Annotated in this window: 16 protein-coding genes; 12 read left to right on the top strand and 4 right to left on the bottom strand. The window is 45.1% G+C overall.

Features of this window, described 5'->3' with window-relative positions; genetic code table 11:
• Positions 1-15: 15 nt before the first annotated feature.
• The 3 genes from ACV3PA_RS07775 (at position 16) to ACV3PA_RS07785 (ending at position 3,137) form a co-directional block, all read left to right on the top strand.
• Complete coding sequence (locus ACV3PA_RS07775) at positions 16-1,305, top strand: dihydrolipoamide acetyltransferase family protein (RefSeq protein ID WP_053453883.1); 1,290 nt, start codon at positions 16-18, stop codon at positions 1,303-1,305.
• A 3-nt stretch (positions 1,306-1,308) separates the two neighbouring features.
• Positions 1,309-2,721 (top strand): dihydrolipoyl dehydrogenase, encoded by a 1,413-nt coding sequence (gene lpdA, locus ACV3PA_RS07780; RefSeq protein ID WP_053453882.1) that lies wholly within the window; start codon positions 1,309-1,311, stop codon positions 2,719-2,721.
• Between the two features lie 110 nt (positions 2,722-2,831).
• Positions 2,832-3,137: an SAV0927 family protein gene (locus ACV3PA_RS07785; protein WP_053453881.1), complete on the top strand. Its 306-nt coding sequence runs from the start codon at positions 2,832-2,834 to the stop codon at positions 3,135-3,137.
• A 58-nt stretch (positions 3,138-3,195) separates the two neighbouring features.
• Here the strand turns inward: ACV3PA_RS07785 and ACV3PA_RS07790 are convergent, their stop codons facing one another.
• Positions 3,196-4,683 (bottom strand): aminotransferase class I/II-fold pyridoxal phosphate-dependent enzyme, encoded by a 1,488-nt coding sequence (locus tag ACV3PA_RS07790; protein WP_053453880.1) that lies wholly within the window; start codon positions 4,681-4,683, stop codon positions 3,196-3,198.
• A 132-nt stretch (positions 4,684-4,815) separates the two neighbouring features.
• Between ACV3PA_RS07790 and ACV3PA_RS07795 the strand changes: the two genes are divergently transcribed.
• The 3 genes from ACV3PA_RS07795 (at position 4,816) to ACV3PA_RS07805 (ending at position 6,467) form a co-directional block, all read left to right on the top strand.
• A complete protein-coding gene (locus ACV3PA_RS07795; RefSeq protein WP_053453879.1) occupies positions 4,816-5,088 on the top strand; it encodes a UPF0223 family protein in 273 nt (90 codons plus the stop codon).
• Positions 5,089-5,368: 280 nt separating this feature from the next.
• A complete protein-coding gene (locus ACV3PA_RS07800) occupies positions 5,369-5,557 on the top strand; it encodes a hypothetical protein (protein ID WP_023468845.1) in 189 nt (62 codons plus the stop codon).
• A gap of 124 nt (positions 5,558-5,681) precedes the next feature.
• The gene (locus ACV3PA_RS07805; protein ID WP_456125929.1) at positions 5,682-6,467 is read left to right on the top strand and encodes an inositol monophosphatase family protein; all 786 of its coding nucleotides are present in this window, start codon (positions 5,682-5,684) and stop codon (positions 6,465-6,467) included.
• A 41-nt stretch (positions 6,468-6,508) separates the two neighbouring features.
• Here ACV3PA_RS07805 and ACV3PA_RS07810 read toward each other — a convergent pair whose 3' ends face one another.
• Entirely contained in the window at positions 6,509-6,679 is a 171-nt protein-coding gene (locus ACV3PA_RS07810) for a DUF5325 family protein (RefSeq protein WP_023468843.1), read from the bottom strand.
• Between the two features lie 185 nt (positions 6,680-6,864).
• On the opposite strand from ACV3PA_RS07810, the gene typA reads away from it, so the two are divergent.
• The 3 genes from typA to ACV3PA_RS07825 all read left to right on the top strand — a co-directional run bounded on the left by typA (position 6,865) and on the right by ACV3PA_RS07825 (position 10,309).
• Positions 6,865-8,712, top strand: coding sequence for a translational GTPase TypA (gene typA, locus ACV3PA_RS07815; RefSeq protein WP_053453877.1), 1,848 nt, complete (start codon positions 6,865-6,867; stop codon positions 8,710-8,712).
• A gap of 26 nt (positions 8,713-8,738) precedes the next feature.
• Entirely contained in the window at positions 8,739-9,092 is a 354-nt protein-coding gene (locus ACV3PA_RS07820; RefSeq protein WP_053453876.1) for a YlaH-like family protein, read from the top strand.
• Positions 9,093-9,214: 122 nt separating this feature from the next.
• Complete coding sequence (locus ACV3PA_RS07825) at positions 9,215-10,309, top strand: PQQ-dependent sugar dehydrogenase (protein WP_456125930.1); 1,095 nt, start codon at positions 9,215-9,217, stop codon at positions 10,307-10,309.
• A gap of 42 nt (positions 10,310-10,351) precedes the next feature.
• Here the strand turns inward: ACV3PA_RS07825 and ACV3PA_RS07830 are convergent, their stop codons facing one another.
• On the bottom strand, positions 10,352-10,555 hold the full coding sequence (locus tag ACV3PA_RS07830; RefSeq protein ID WP_053453874.1) for a YlaI family protein: 204 nt from the start codon (positions 10,553-10,555) through the stop codon (positions 10,352-10,354).
• A gap of 117 nt (positions 10,556-10,672) precedes the next feature.
• Here ACV3PA_RS07830 and ACV3PA_RS07835 point away from each other — a divergent pair, with 117 nt between their 5' ends.
• Both ACV3PA_RS07835 and ACV3PA_RS07840 read left to right on the top strand, forming a co-directional pair.
• Entirely contained in the window at positions 10,673-11,125 is a 453-nt protein-coding gene (locus ACV3PA_RS07835; protein ID WP_053453873.1) for a PNPOx family protein, read from the top strand.
• A gap of 40 nt (positions 11,126-11,165) precedes the next feature.
• Positions 11,166-12,482, top strand: a complete 1,317-nt coding sequence (locus tag ACV3PA_RS07840) for a PhoH family protein (protein ID WP_053453872.1) — start codon at positions 11,166-11,168, stop codon at positions 12,480-12,482.
• Positions 12,483-12,520: 38 nt separating this feature from the next.
• Here the strand turns inward: ACV3PA_RS07840 and ACV3PA_RS07845 are convergent, their stop codons facing one another.
• Positions 12,521-12,982: a hypothetical protein gene (locus ACV3PA_RS07845; protein WP_053453871.1), complete on the bottom strand. Its 462-nt coding sequence runs from the start codon at positions 12,980-12,982 to the stop codon at positions 12,521-12,523.
• A gap of 123 nt (positions 12,983-13,105) precedes the next feature.
• On the opposite strand from ACV3PA_RS07845, the gene ACV3PA_RS07850 reads away from it, so the two are divergent.
• Complete coding sequence (locus ACV3PA_RS07850; RefSeq protein WP_023468835.1) at positions 13,106-13,384, top strand: Fpa/YlaN family protein; 279 nt, start codon at positions 13,106-13,108, stop codon at positions 13,382-13,384.
• The last annotated feature ends 6 nt before the right edge of the window (positions 13,385-13,390 follow it).

Genomic DNA, 13,390 nt, shown 5'->3' on the forward strand with positions numbered 1-13,390 from the left:
AGGAGGCATATTCAAATGGGTTTATTTGAATTCAAATTGCCGGATATCGGTGAGGGTATTCATGAAGGTGAAATCGTAAAGTGGTTCGTAAAAGCGGGCGACACTGTCAAGGAAGACGACGTTCTTCTTGAAGTACAAAACGATAAAGCAGTCGTTGAAATCCCATCACCAGTTGATGGTACTGTCAAAGAAGTAAAAGTTGACGAAGGTGTCGTAGCTGTCGTTGGCGACGTCCTCATCACATTCGAAGTCGAAGGCGAAGGTTCTGCTCCTTCTGAAGAAGCAGAGCAACCAAAAGCTGAAGACAACGCTAAAGACGTTCAAGATACGGATCAAAAAGTGGAAGACAAACCAAATGAGGTTCAAATCCATAAATCAGAACGCGTTATCGCAATGCCTTCTGTCCGTAAATATGCACGTGAAAAAGGTATCGACATCCGTGAAGTCCAAGGTTCTGGAGACAACGGTCGTGTCGTTAAAGAAGACATCGATGCATTCGCAAACGGTGGTCAAACTTCTGAAGCACCAGCAACAGAAGAAAAAGCACCAGCTGCAGCTTCTGCACCAAAAACAGAAGTTAAGCCTTACGTTGCTGCTCAACCTGAACTTGAAACACGCGAGAAAATCAAAGGAATCCGTAAAGCGATTTCGAAAGCAATGGTTAACTCGAAACATACAGCTCCACACGTAACACTCATGGACGAAGTCGATGTGACGAACCTCGTAGCACTCCGTAAAAACTTCAAAGAAGTTGCGGCTGCTCAAGGTACGAAATTGACTTACCTTCCATTCGTCGTAAAAGCATTGACTGCTGCTGCTAAAAAATACCCAGCAATCAACGCATCAATCGACGATGTAAACGAAGAAATCGTCTACAAAAACTACTTCAACATCGGTATCGCTGCAGATACAGACAACGGTCTTGTCGTACCAGTCGTTAAAGATGCAGATCGCAAATCGATCTTCTCACTCGCTGACGACATCAACGACCTTGCTGGTAAAGCACGCGAAGGTAAACTTTCTGGCGACGAGATGAAAGGTGGATCAATCACGATCACTAACATCGGTTCTGCTGGCGGTCAATGGTTCACACCAGTCATCAACCACCCGGAAGTTGCAATTTTAGGTATCGGCCGTATCGCTGAAAAAGCAGTCGTTAAAAACGGCGAAATCGTTGCTGCACCAGTTCTTGCACTTTCATTCAGCTTCGACCACCGTCTCATCGATGGTGCAACTGCACAAAATGCGCTTAACTTAGTTAAACGCCTATTGAACGACCCACAACTTCTCATCATGGAGGGATAAGCAATGGTAGTAGGTGAATTCGCACAAGAAACAGATTTACTCGTAATCGGGGCTGGCCCTGGTGGTTACGTTGCTGCAATCCGCGGCGCGCAACTCGGTATGAAAGTAACAATCGTTGAACGTGAAAACGTCGGCGGTGTCTGCTTAAACGTTGGATGTATCCCGTCAAAAGCCTTGATCACTGCAGGACATAACTTCCAGCATGCTAAAGGTTCAAGCGACATGGGGATCACTTCTGAGAATGCAACTGTCGATTTCTCGAAAGTTCAAACTTGGAAACAATCAGTCGTCAACAAATTGACTGGCGGCGTTAGTGGTCTTCTTAAAGGGAACAAAGTCGAGACTGTCGTTGGAGAAGCATACTTCCAATCAGAAGACACAGTTCGTATCATCAACGAAGATTCTTCGACTCCTTATAAATTCAAGAAATGTATCATCGCGACAGGTTCGACTCCAATTGAACTTCCAGCTTTCAAATGGTCAAAACGCGTTCTTTCTTCAACAGGCGCATTGAACCTTCCTGAAATCCCGAAAAAACTCATCGTCATCGGTGGCGGATACATCGGGATGGAGCTTGGTACAGCGTATGCGAACTTCGATACAGAAGTCGTCATTCTTGAAGGAACAAAAGATATCCTTTCTGGATTTGAGCCTGCTATGACGCAAGTCGTTAAGAAAAAGCTCAAACAAAAAGGTAACATCACAATCCACAACGAAGCACTTGCTCAAAGTGTGGAAGAGTCGGAAGACGGCGTAAAAGTAACATTCGAAGTTAACGGTGAAGCACAAACAGTTGAAGCGGACTACGTCCTCGTCACTGTTGGTCGTCGCCCGAACACAAACGATCTTGGTCTTGAAATGGCAGAAGTCAAAGTCAGCGACCGCGGTCTTGTTGAAATCGATGATCAGTGTCGTACTTCGAACGAAAACATCTACGCAATCGGTGATATCGTTCCAGGACCACCACTTGCACACAAAGCTTCATTCGAAGCTAAAATTGCTGCTGAAGCAGCTGCAGGACATCCTGCATACCTCGACTACAGTGCGATTCCAGCGGTCGTCTTCACAGACCCAGAACTCGCTACAGTCGGTTACACGGAAGCACAAGCGAAAGAAGAAGGACTCGACTATGTCGCGTCTAAATTCCCTTACGCTGCGAATGGTCGTGCACTTGCACTCAATGAGCCAGACGGCTTCTTGAAAATGATCACTCGTAAATCAGATGGTCTCTTGATCGGCGCGCAAATCGCTGGTACAGGCGCATCTGATATGATCGCTGAAATGGGACTCGCAATCGAGTCTGGTATGACTGCTGAAGATATCGCACTCACAATCCACGCGCACCCATCACTCGGTGAAATCGCAATGGAAACTGCTGAAGTTGCAATCGGTAGCCCAATCCACATCATTAAATAATTCCGAAACACCTTATTCACGGGGAGCCGACCGTGAATAAGGTGTTTTTTTGTTTGGTCTTGATTTAAAAAAGGAAAAGGAAGAGTAAAAATCGGAGAGGGTGGACGCACATGGAATCCGTGACTGCCTTAGAAGAGCTCTATTACGTATCGGAGATGGATAAGGTACGCTTTGTCGGCTGGACGACAGCACTAGCCCGCTATGATTTTGCTGTCGTCTGTACAGGACAATTTTTTGGGAAAGTGCTTGTCGTCAGTTTAACCGGTGGTCAGTCAGCGTTACTCGATCAACAGGATGTGTTAAATGGAGAAGTCTTAGTACGTACGTTTGCGATTGAACGAGAAGATGTTGAAGCGATTGGTGAAGCACTAGCGGCATTCATTCCTTGTTCACCAAATGATGAGTATGCCGAATAAAAGGACTCAATCAAAAAAACAGCAATCCTCAGGTTTAAGGATTGCTGTTTTTGCGTACTTAACGAATCGCATTCGATTGTTGAATGACTTTAATTGTCTTGAGTGAATGATCCTCAAGGCCTTGAACGGGAAGACCCGCTTCAATATTTTCTTTAATATAAGCCAGGTTATCTGTCGTAATCATCTCACCCGGGATGAAGATTGGAATACCAGGTGGATACACCATCATGAATTCAGCTGAAATCCGTCCGACTGCATCCACTAAAGGAATCGTTTCTGTTTCTTCATAGAATGCATCACGCGGGCTAAGGGCAAGTGCCGGGATGTCTGGAAGAACGATCGAGTGATCGACTGTCTTAGCACCATTATTTTGATAACGTGCAACGAGTAACGACATAGCGTGCAGGAACGCATCAATTGTCTCTTCCGAATCACCAGACGTAATGATAACAAGGATGTTATTCAAATCAGAGAGCTCGACTTCAATGCGGTGCTCATCGCGTAAGAATTCCTCAACGAGATGACCAGAAATGCCGAGTCCTTTAACGGAAACGAGGACTTTCGTTGGATCAAAGGCAAATGTCGCACTCGAGTGAAGATCGGATTCGCCGAAGACAGCGAGATAAGGAAGCTTCGCTAATCCGAAACGCATCCGTGTAGCGAGTTCAAGCGCTCGACGATTCATCGCCTCACCGTTAATCGCGAGATGACGCCGTGCGCAGTCAAGAGATGCGAGCAATAGGTAAGAAGTTGATGTCGTCGTCAACATCGATAACACCGCTTGGACTTTATCCGGAGAGACAAGACCACGACGGACATTTAAAACAGAACTTCCTGTCAGTGATCCACCGAGTTTATGAACACTTGTTGCGGCAAGATCGGCGCCAGCTTGCATCGCAGAGAGCGGCATATCTTCGTGGAACGCGATATGAACGCCGTGTGCTTCGTCGACGAGTACCGGAATACCTTTGCTATGGGATAGCTTGACGATGCTCTCTAAGTCACCAGCAACGCCGAAGTAAGTCGGGTTAATGACGAGGACGGCTTTCGTGTCCGGGTGAAGAGCAAGAGCACGTTCTACTGCGCTTGGTGTGATGCCGTGAGCGATACCAAACGTCTCATCAAACTCAGGGTGAATGAAAATCGGATGCGCACCAGAAAGAACGATAGCTGACATCACCGATTTATGAACGTTCCGAGGAACGAGAATTTTATCGTCAGGTCCGACGACACTCATGATCATCGCCATGATTGCTGTTGATGTTCCTTGTACGGAAAAGAATGTTTCGTCGGCCTGGAAGGCTTGTGCTGCCAATTGATGAGCTTCCTTGATGATTGCCTTTGGATGATGGAGATCATCAAGGGGAGCGATATTGATTAAATCGATATCGAGCGCATTCTGACCGATGAACGATCGAAAGGCTGGATCCATTCCTTGACCATTTTTATGACCGGGAATATGAAATTGAATTGGTTGACGTTTCGCATGCGCAAGTAGCGCATCGAATAAAGGTGTATCGAGCTGTGTTAAGCTTTTTGTTTGCACCAGATTTCCCCCCTTAAAACCGAATAAAAATACAATCAAACAAGCTAACTATAACAAGTTTTCGGATGGTTGCAACTGTTTTATGCTTCTTTTCCGTGTAAAATAGAAAAGTGCAGAAAGGAAGTGGGAATGATGGCATTGAATTATCCGCTTAATTCCGATTGGTCAACTGAAGAAATCGTAAAAGTCATCGACTTCTTTAATTTAGTCGAGCAAGCCTATGAGACAGGTGTTGAACGCCAACGATTACTCGAAGCCTATCGTGAATTTAAACAAATCGTTACCTCGAAGTCCGAGGAGAAACAGTGGGATCAGTTTTATATGGAAGAGACGGGATGCTCGAGTTATCGGACAATGCAACAGGCAAAACGTCAAGAAGAGCCGCTCGTTCGGATGAAAAAATAACTGAATGAAGTAGATAGGACTCCTACGCGATCGTGTAGGAGTCCTTCTTTGATTCGACTGGAAATGTGCGGGAAATGATCAACATTTGTTTAAAGTGGAAAGGAAGCGGCTATATACTACATACAAGACGTTGTCCTTACAAATATGTGAAACTGTATTTTTTAAAATTAGATGCTTTACATCTAACTTGAATCGTACTATTATAGATTCAATCCACTAATAAGTCGCAATTGTCTGACAAATTAAACCTCTGTTTATCCCGCGAAGGAGTGTGGTTACTGTGAAACAAGTGATAGAAGCATACAAAAGAAAAGATGCAGAAAAACGCATTCCTGTGTTGCGTCTTGAAATCGATTATGAGCTTGCTACATTGCATGATGCCATGGTGGCAAGTGACGCAGAAGCTGTTGGTGCAAGTAAAGAGCGCCTCGAAAAATATCGCCAAGAGATGGTACGTCTTGAAGCTTGATTTCAACGTCCTTGTCTCTACCTTATAACAAAATATCAATACTTCAACCAGCGAATCGTTCGCTGGTTTTCTTTTTTTGTTACTATAGAAGAAGCTGGAAACGATGATGAAGGAGTGAAGTACGATGCAAATCGAGTTGGATGCGATAGATTTGATTAAGCGCGCAGGGAAGTACATTCGCGAAAAGATTGATGTGTCGTATCACATTGAACAAAAAACGGGGAAAAGTGATTTAGTAACGGAAATTGATCAAGCGGTCGAAGATTTGTTGATTCGAGGTATTCTTGATCGATATCCAGATCATCACATTTATGGAGAAGAAGGTCGGGTCGCTCGACCGGATACACTTGAAGGAACGATCTGGTTCGTTGATCCGATTGATGGAACGATGAATTTCATCCGTCAAAAACGAATGTTCGCCATCTCGATTGCCATTATGATAGAAGGAGAATTGCGGTACGGATTCGTTTACGATGTCATGGCAGACGAGATGTTCCATGTCATCAAAGGGCAAGGGGCTTATCAAAACGGAATTCGATTACCACAACTGACAGAGCGAAGTGTGAAAGAAGCAATCATTTGTATGAATGCGACATGGGTCACACCGAACCGTCGAATCAACACAGATCGTCTCGCACCGCTCGTACGACACGCAGTAGGGGTGAGAGCAATCGGTGCAGCTTCACTTGAACTCGCATGGACTGCTGCCGGTAGAGTAGATGGGTATATTACGATGCGTAACATGCCTTGGGATTACGCAGCCGGTCAATTGTTGATTGAAGAGGTTGGTGGGCGTGTCGGTACGATCACAGGTGAATCGATGTCATTTCTCGAACAAACGAGTGTATTAGCAGGGAGCCATACATTCGTAGAGGATGTATTGACGTTCGTTCAAACACAAGAGGATTGAAAAAAGGTTTCTTTCGTCTTGAACGAAAGAAACCTTTTTGCTCATGCTTGTTTTCGTAAACGTGCCTTTAAAACGAATCCGGCACCCATCGCAACAATCATCAAGATGACAGAGGCGATCGTCATCGGTACGTTTTGTTCTGCGATGAAGATGCCGATGGCTGCCATGGATCCTACGGCAAGCATGGCGAGTAATAAAAATAGCAGACGCATGTTCTTTTCCCCCTCTACCCGTGAGTACGTTAACAGTGTAGCGTGAATGAAGCGTAATGAAAAGGCTTTCGGAGTGATGTCGAATCTTAGTCATTGCCAATTAGGACTCTACCTGTGCTATACTCTTAAAGTTGACCGAAAGTATGATAAGATTTATTTAAATGAATAGAAAGAGGTACACACCTATGACAACATTAGTACGAAATGATTTACGCAACGTTGCGATTATCGCCCACGTTGACCATGGTAAAACAACTTTAGTCGATGAACTTTTGAAACAGTCTGGTACGTTCCGTACGAACGAACAAGTCGAAGAACGCGCAATGGACTCAAATGACATCGAGCGGGAACGTGGAATCACGATTCTTGCGAAAAACACTGCAATTGACTACAAGAACACACGCATCAACATCGTTGATACGCCAGGACACGCCGATTTCGGTGGAGAAGTTGAGCGAATCATGCGTATGGTTGATGGCGTTATCCTCGTTGTCGATGCACGTGAAGGCTGTATGCCACAAACACGTTTCGTTTTGAAAAAAGCGCTCGAGCAAGGACTTCAACCAATCGTCGTCGTCAACAAAATTGACAAACCGATGGTCCGTCCTCTTGAAGTCGTCGACGAAGTCGTTGATCTCTTGATCGACCTCGGAGCTGACGAAGATCAACTCGAATTCCCAGTCGTTTATGCATCGGCAGTCAACGGCTCAAGTTCATTTGAACCTGAATTAGAGAAACAAGAAGATACAATCACAAACGTTCTTGATTTAATTCTTGAGCACACACCAGCACCTGTCGATAACACAATGGAGCCGCTTCAGTTCCAAGTGACGATGCTTGATTATGATAACTACCTCGGACGGATCGGTGTCGGTCGTGTCTTCCGTGGGGAAATCAAAGTTGGCGATAGCGTTTCGCTTTCGAAACTTGATGGTTCAACGAAAAACTTCCGCGTTACGAAGTTGTTCGGTTACTTCGGTCTTAAACGTGTCGAAATCGAAACTGCAAAAGCAGGAGACTTGATCGCGATCGCTGGTATGGAAGACATCAACGTCGGTGAGACGGTTTGCCCGACTTCACACGTTGATCCACTCCCACTATTACGTATCGATGAGCCAACGCTTCAAATGACATTCATCGTCAACAACTCGCCATTCGCTGGTCGTGAAGGGGATCTCGTTACTTCACGTAAAATCGAAGAGCGTCTTGAAAAAGAACTCGAAACAGACGTTTCACTCCGTATCGAAAATACGGATTCACCGGACCGCTGGATCGTATCTGGTCGTGGGGAACTTCACCTGGGGATCTTGATCGAAAACATGCGCCGTGAAGGATACGAAATTCAAGTATCGAAACCGCAAGTAATCATCAAAGAAGAAGAAGGCGTCAAAGTCGAGCCATTCGAGCGCGTCGTCATCGATACACCGGAAGAGTACACAGGTTCTGTCATGGAATCGATCGGTCTCCGTAAAGGTGAATTGACGAACATGCAAACTATGGACAACGGTCAAACGAAAATGGAATTCATCGTTCCTTCACGTGGTTTGATCGGTTACCGTAACGAATTCCTTTCTGCTACACGCGGATACGGAATCATGAATCACACATTCGAAGAATACCGTCCGTTCATCCAAGCGGATATCGGTGGTCGTCGTAGTGGAGTTATGGTTTCAATCGAAACAGGTAAAGCAACTGCTTACGCGATTTCAGCTCTTGAAGACCGCGGAACAATCTTCATCGAGCCTGGTCTTGAAGTATACGAAGGTATGATCATCGGCGAATGTAACCGTGATGTCGATCTCGCTGTCAATGTCGTTAAAGCAAAACAATTAACGAACATGCGTGCATCTGCAAAAGATTCAACGAACGTTCTTAAACGTCCACGTGTCTTCTCACTTGAAGAGTCGTTGACATTCTTGAACGAAGATGAGTACTGTGAAATCACACCACAATCGGTTCGTCTCCGTAAACAAGTCTTGAACAAGAACGAACGTGAAAAGCAAGAAAAACGTCGTCGTCTAGGTAAAGATTAAGTCTTGAACGAATAGGGGGACTGGCAATGAATGCACAAGCTGCCGTTGCTTCTGATTTCTCGAAATACGATATTCCGTTCATCGCGAAACTTCTCGGTATCGGAAGTGATCCGAATAACATCGAAGCGGGATTTTATCCTTTGATGATCACCGTCGTCATTTTGACGCTTGTCGTCTTTAAGTTAGGATTTGCTAAGGAACTAGCATGGTGGAAATCACTGATCGTCTATCTATTGCTCGCCGTCTTCTCGGCAGCATTGACGCTTGTCTTCTGGACATGGCCGATTCCTGAAGTACTCCTTGCGATGGTCGTCGTCCTTGGCATTTATCGCTTCCGGATGTGGATGGTCAAGCGTGAACGTGAACGGACAGCTTCTTAACAGAAGCATGTCATGAATCAAAAGAACGAATCTCTTCGGAGGTTCGTTCTTTTTTTTGAGACAATTCGAATGCATGATTTAAAGGGAAGCGGGAACAATAATAATAAAAGGGGGAGAAAATATTGAAAATAAGGTATGTCATACCCCTTTTGTTAACGATTGTTCTGATGGGCTGTACACAAACTTCAGAAGAATCGTCAACAAAGGAAACGAATCAGACGACACAAGGAAACAATCAGCAGGATTCAGGCGATCAAAAAGCGACGCAATCATCTCAAACGCAAGAAGGTGTCGTATTTAAAGAGCTAAATGCACCGTGGAACATCGTTCGAGAAGGAGAGACATTCTATATCACAGAACGAGAGGGAACGATCGTCAAAGGAAAACAAGGTGATTATGAGAGGATGCGCTTGCAACTGAAGGAAGATGTACTTGCTGAAGGAGAAGGTGGATTGCTCGGGATGGTACTTGATCCTGATTTTAAGGATAATAAGACGGCATACGTCTACCATACGTACGCAAAACAAGGACAAGCGACGAATCGCGTCATCGCGATAAAAGAAGAAGGTAATCAATGGACGCAAGAACGTATTCTACTCGACGACATTCCGGGAGCATCGATTCACAACGGAGGTCGACTTGAGTGGGGACCTGAAGGGGCGCTTTACGTGACAGCGGGAGACGCGGCAAAACCTGAGCTGGCGCAAGACATCGATTCACTTGCAGGAAAAATTTTACGCATCACACCGGAAGGAAAACCGTTCGAGGGGAATCAAAAAGGATATGTCTACAGTATCGGTCACCGGAATCCACAAGGGCTCGTTTTCGTCGATGATCAACTGTACGCAAGCGAGCACGGACAAAGTGGACATGATGAAATCAATCGAATCGAGAAAAAGAATTATGGATGGCCGACGATTGAAGGAAAAGAAACAGCAGATGGACTCGTGACACCATGGTACGAAGTAGGAGAGCAGTCCGTTGCACCTAGTGGAATTGCAGAAGCAGATGATACGTTGTACTTTGCAACGCTTGTCGGTCAACGATTACAAGCGATTGATCTAAAGACGAAACAGGTCACAACGATCGTCAAAAATCAAGGTCGGATTCGCGATGTGTGGATTGATGATACGTCGATTTATTATATTACGAACAATACAGACGGTAGAGGGAAGCCGTCAGCTGAGGATGATCGATTGATTCGAATCGAGCGATGAACGAAAAAGGTCTGTCAGGGAAATTCCCCGCAGACCTTTTAGTTACCAGTGTTTTCGTTTTGTTTCCCAAGATGGGTATAGATGAAATTGTCCAGAAGCATGGCGTTCAAGTGTCCGCTCTTCTACACGCGATCGGCACTCATCACAGAGGTGGACACGGACTGGTTTATTGCGTAATCGCTTCGCTGTGAAGGACCAATCATCAATCGTTTCACGCTTATCGCAAATCGTACATTTCACTCGCATGTCAGGTCCTCCCTTTTTTTCTTAGTATATCATATTAGAAGATTATTCAGATGTAAAAAAGGGAATCGAGAAGTATATCTCGAAATATCATCACTAAGTCATAGAGGGGGTGATGTCATGGCAAATAAAGTAGAACAACAACTCAGTTCAGATCAACTGGATGCTTTATCACAATTACCGCTCGTTTTTCTGATCACACACGATCAATCTAAACATTGGCCCATCACACATGCGATCAGTTGGGTACATGCAACGGATTCGCAAACGCTTCGTTTTGCAATCGAAGCAGATTCTCATTTAGTCAAAACGTTACGAGAACATCCGGTTTTCACATTAATCTTTTTTGCAGAACAGTCGGCGTATAGCCTGACCTGTACAAACGTCAAGGGATTTACGCCGCAAGAACCGCTTCCACTTCCGCTCTCTTTTTATGAAGGACGCGTCGAAGAGGTACGTGACATCTTGTTTTACGGAGCAGCTGTCACGCAACGACCGACCATTGAAAAAACATATGATGAACAGGCGGCCGAACGGTTGGATCAACTTGTTCATCGCATCCTAAAAGCGTAACATTCATCACAAACTCGACTCTAAAGGGGCGAACGATGGAATGAAGAAAATATACGTACTTGATACTAATGTCATGCTTCACGATCCACTCTCTCTTTTTCAGTTTCAAGAGCATGATGTCGTCATACCAGCGATCGTATTAGAAGAACTAGATGGAAAAAAGCGCAATATGGATGAAGTTGGGCGCAACGCAAGAGAAACAGCACGGATTTTAGACCAATTGCGGGAAACGGGTCAGCTTCATGCGGGAGTTCCGCTTGGAAACGGTGGTATTCTTCGCGTCGATATTGGCGATTCTATTCACGAAGGTTCTCCGTTTATGCATGAATCAAACGATAACAAAATCATCGAGCTCGCATGGTCGATTCATCGTGAACAACAAGCCGAAGCGACACCACGAGATGTCATTCTTGTCTCAAAAGATATCTTAGTCCGTGTCAAAGCAGATGCATACGGTTTAGTCGCTGAAGATTATATGACGGATCATATCGCTGATCTGACCGGTCTCTATACAGGGTTCATCGAAGTAACCGTCGATCAGGAATATATTGATGCCTTCTATCAGGACAAACGACTTTCTGTTGATGTGTTGCCAGAAAAAGTGCAGCCGAATGAATTCGTCATTCTAAAAAGTAATATGTCAAAAGCCTCTGCCATTGCTGTTGTCGATCAGAACTTGCCAATCATTCGGGCGCTTTCAATCGATGTCGATCAAGTCTGGGGCGTCGTTCCACGAAATGTTCAACAACGGATGGCATTTGAACTATTACTACGTGACGATGTACCACTTGTCACACTCGTTGGGAAGGCAGGTACTGGGAAAACATTACTCGCACTCGCTGCGGGTCTCCTGCAAGTAGAAGATGAGCATAAATATAAAAAACTCGTCGTTGCGCGTCCGGTCGTGCCGATGGGAAATGATATTGGCTACTTGCCAGGTGAAATGGAAGAAAAACTTCGTCCGTGGATGCAACCGATTTACGATAACCTTGAGCACCTCTTCAATACGGGATCGGGGGACGAACTTGGTAACATTCTTGCAGGAATGAAGACGATTCAACTCGAAGCGTTAACGTATATCCGAGGACGGAGTATGCCGGGACAATTCATCATCATCGATGAAGCACAGAATTTGACTAAACATGAAGTGAAGACGATTTTGACTCGTGTCGGAGAAAATTCGAAAATCGTATTAGTCGGTGATCCACAGCAAATCGACCATCCATATTTAGATGAGTATTCGAATGGTCTATCCTATGCCGTAGAACGACTCAAAAACGAGAAGATGACTGGACACGTCAAACTCGTCAAAGGGGAGCGCTCGAATCTAGCGCGTCTCGCAGCCGATTTATTATAAAAAATGTGGTGCGTCTATTCAGGCGCACCACATTTTCGTTATAGGACGGTGACTGTATGAACGGATTTAACGATCCGTTGTCCGTGCAATAGGTGAACTGGTCCATCTGCTAATACCTTGCCGTCTTGTGAGAATTGAAGATATACTTCATCGAGTTGTTCAAGCGGTAGCTCGACCGTTTCTTCGCCTTCGAACCGAATAGCAATTGCATCTGGTAAGAGCTCAGCGTTCCGAATGAACGGTGCAAGTGCCATCGCAAACGAACCTTGAAGTGCGGCTTCTTTTTCAGCACGTGTCATCGGACGATTATGATCCGTTCGACTTCCTTCCATGATGCCTTTATCCCACGCAGCCCCCATTTTTGCGTAGTATGCTTCTTGTTCACTCGTGTCTGCTGGTTGCCCGATTTTCTCAATCGCAACCTTTCGTTCGTCAAAGATCCAGACTGTCGGATCAATCGTCAACTGGTGCCGTACTTTACCGTTAATCGGAAAAATCATTTGTTCTACCCCCTAAATGTGTAAGTCCAACAAATCCATTATACCGAAACGTTGAATTGTTGGCGAAAGTAAGGTAAAGTTTAGCTATAACAGGAACGCGTCATTTGATGAGGAGGGATTGGATTGTCAACTGAAATCGAGACAGTTCATCGCCAGCGCGCTCTTGAGCTACTAGAAGCGGATGCACAAAAAATCCGCCGGTTGATCGAGGTCCAGCTTGCGAATTTAACGATGCCACAATGTCCTCTTTACGAGGAAGTATTGGATACACAAATGTTCGGATTGTCCCGTCAGATTGATTTTGCGGTACGTCTGGAACTGATTGATGCGGGTGAAGGGAAACAATTGCTCGAATCACTTGAACAGCAATTATCTGATTTACATGATGCGGAGACGTGCTGATTTTCT

Source organism: Exiguobacterium sp. EA-TM-5 (assembly GCF_053878415.1).

Coding starts and splice junctions, on each gene's coding strand:
- ACV3PA_RS07775 (WP_053453883.1), top strand. CDS start 16: ATGGGTTTATTTGAATTCAAATTGCCGGATATCGGTGAGGGTATTCAT.
- lpdA (WP_053453882.1), top strand. CDS start 1,309: ATGGTAGTAGGTGAATTCGCACAAGAAACAGATTTACTCGTAATCGGG.
- ACV3PA_RS07785 (WP_053453881.1), top strand. CDS start 2,832: ATGGAATCCGTGACTGCCTTAGAAGAGCTCTATTACGTATCGGAGATG.
- ACV3PA_RS07795 (WP_053453879.1), top strand. CDS start 4,816: ATGGCATTGAATTATCCGCTTAATTCCGATTGGTCAACTGAAGAAATC.
- ACV3PA_RS07805 (WP_456125929.1), top strand. CDS start 5,682: ATGCAAATCGAGTTGGATGCGATAGATTTGATTAAGCGCGCAGGGAAG.
- ACV3PA_RS07810 (WP_023468843.1), bottom strand. CDS start 6,679: ATGCGTCTGCTATTTTTATTACTCGCCATGCTTGCCGTAGGATCCATG.
- typA (WP_053453877.1), top strand. CDS start 6,865: ATGACAACATTAGTACGAAATGATTTACGCAACGTTGCGATTATCGCC.
- ACV3PA_RS07820 (WP_053453876.1), top strand. CDS start 8,739: ATGAATGCACAAGCTGCCGTTGCTTCTGATTTCTCGAAATACGATATT.
- ACV3PA_RS07830 (WP_053453874.1), bottom strand. CDS start 10,555: ATGCGAGTGAAATGTACGATTTGCGATAAGCGTGAAACGATTGATGAT.
- ACV3PA_RS07835 (WP_053453873.1), top strand. CDS start 10,673: ATGGCAAATAAAGTAGAACAACAACTCAGTTCAGATCAACTGGATGCT.
- ACV3PA_RS07840 (WP_053453872.1), top strand. CDS start 11,166: ATGAAGAAAATATACGTACTTGATACTAATGTCATGCTTCACGATCCA.
- ACV3PA_RS07845 (WP_053453871.1), bottom strand. CDS start 12,982: ATGATTTTTCCGATTAACGGTAAAGTACGGCACCAGTTGACGATTGAT.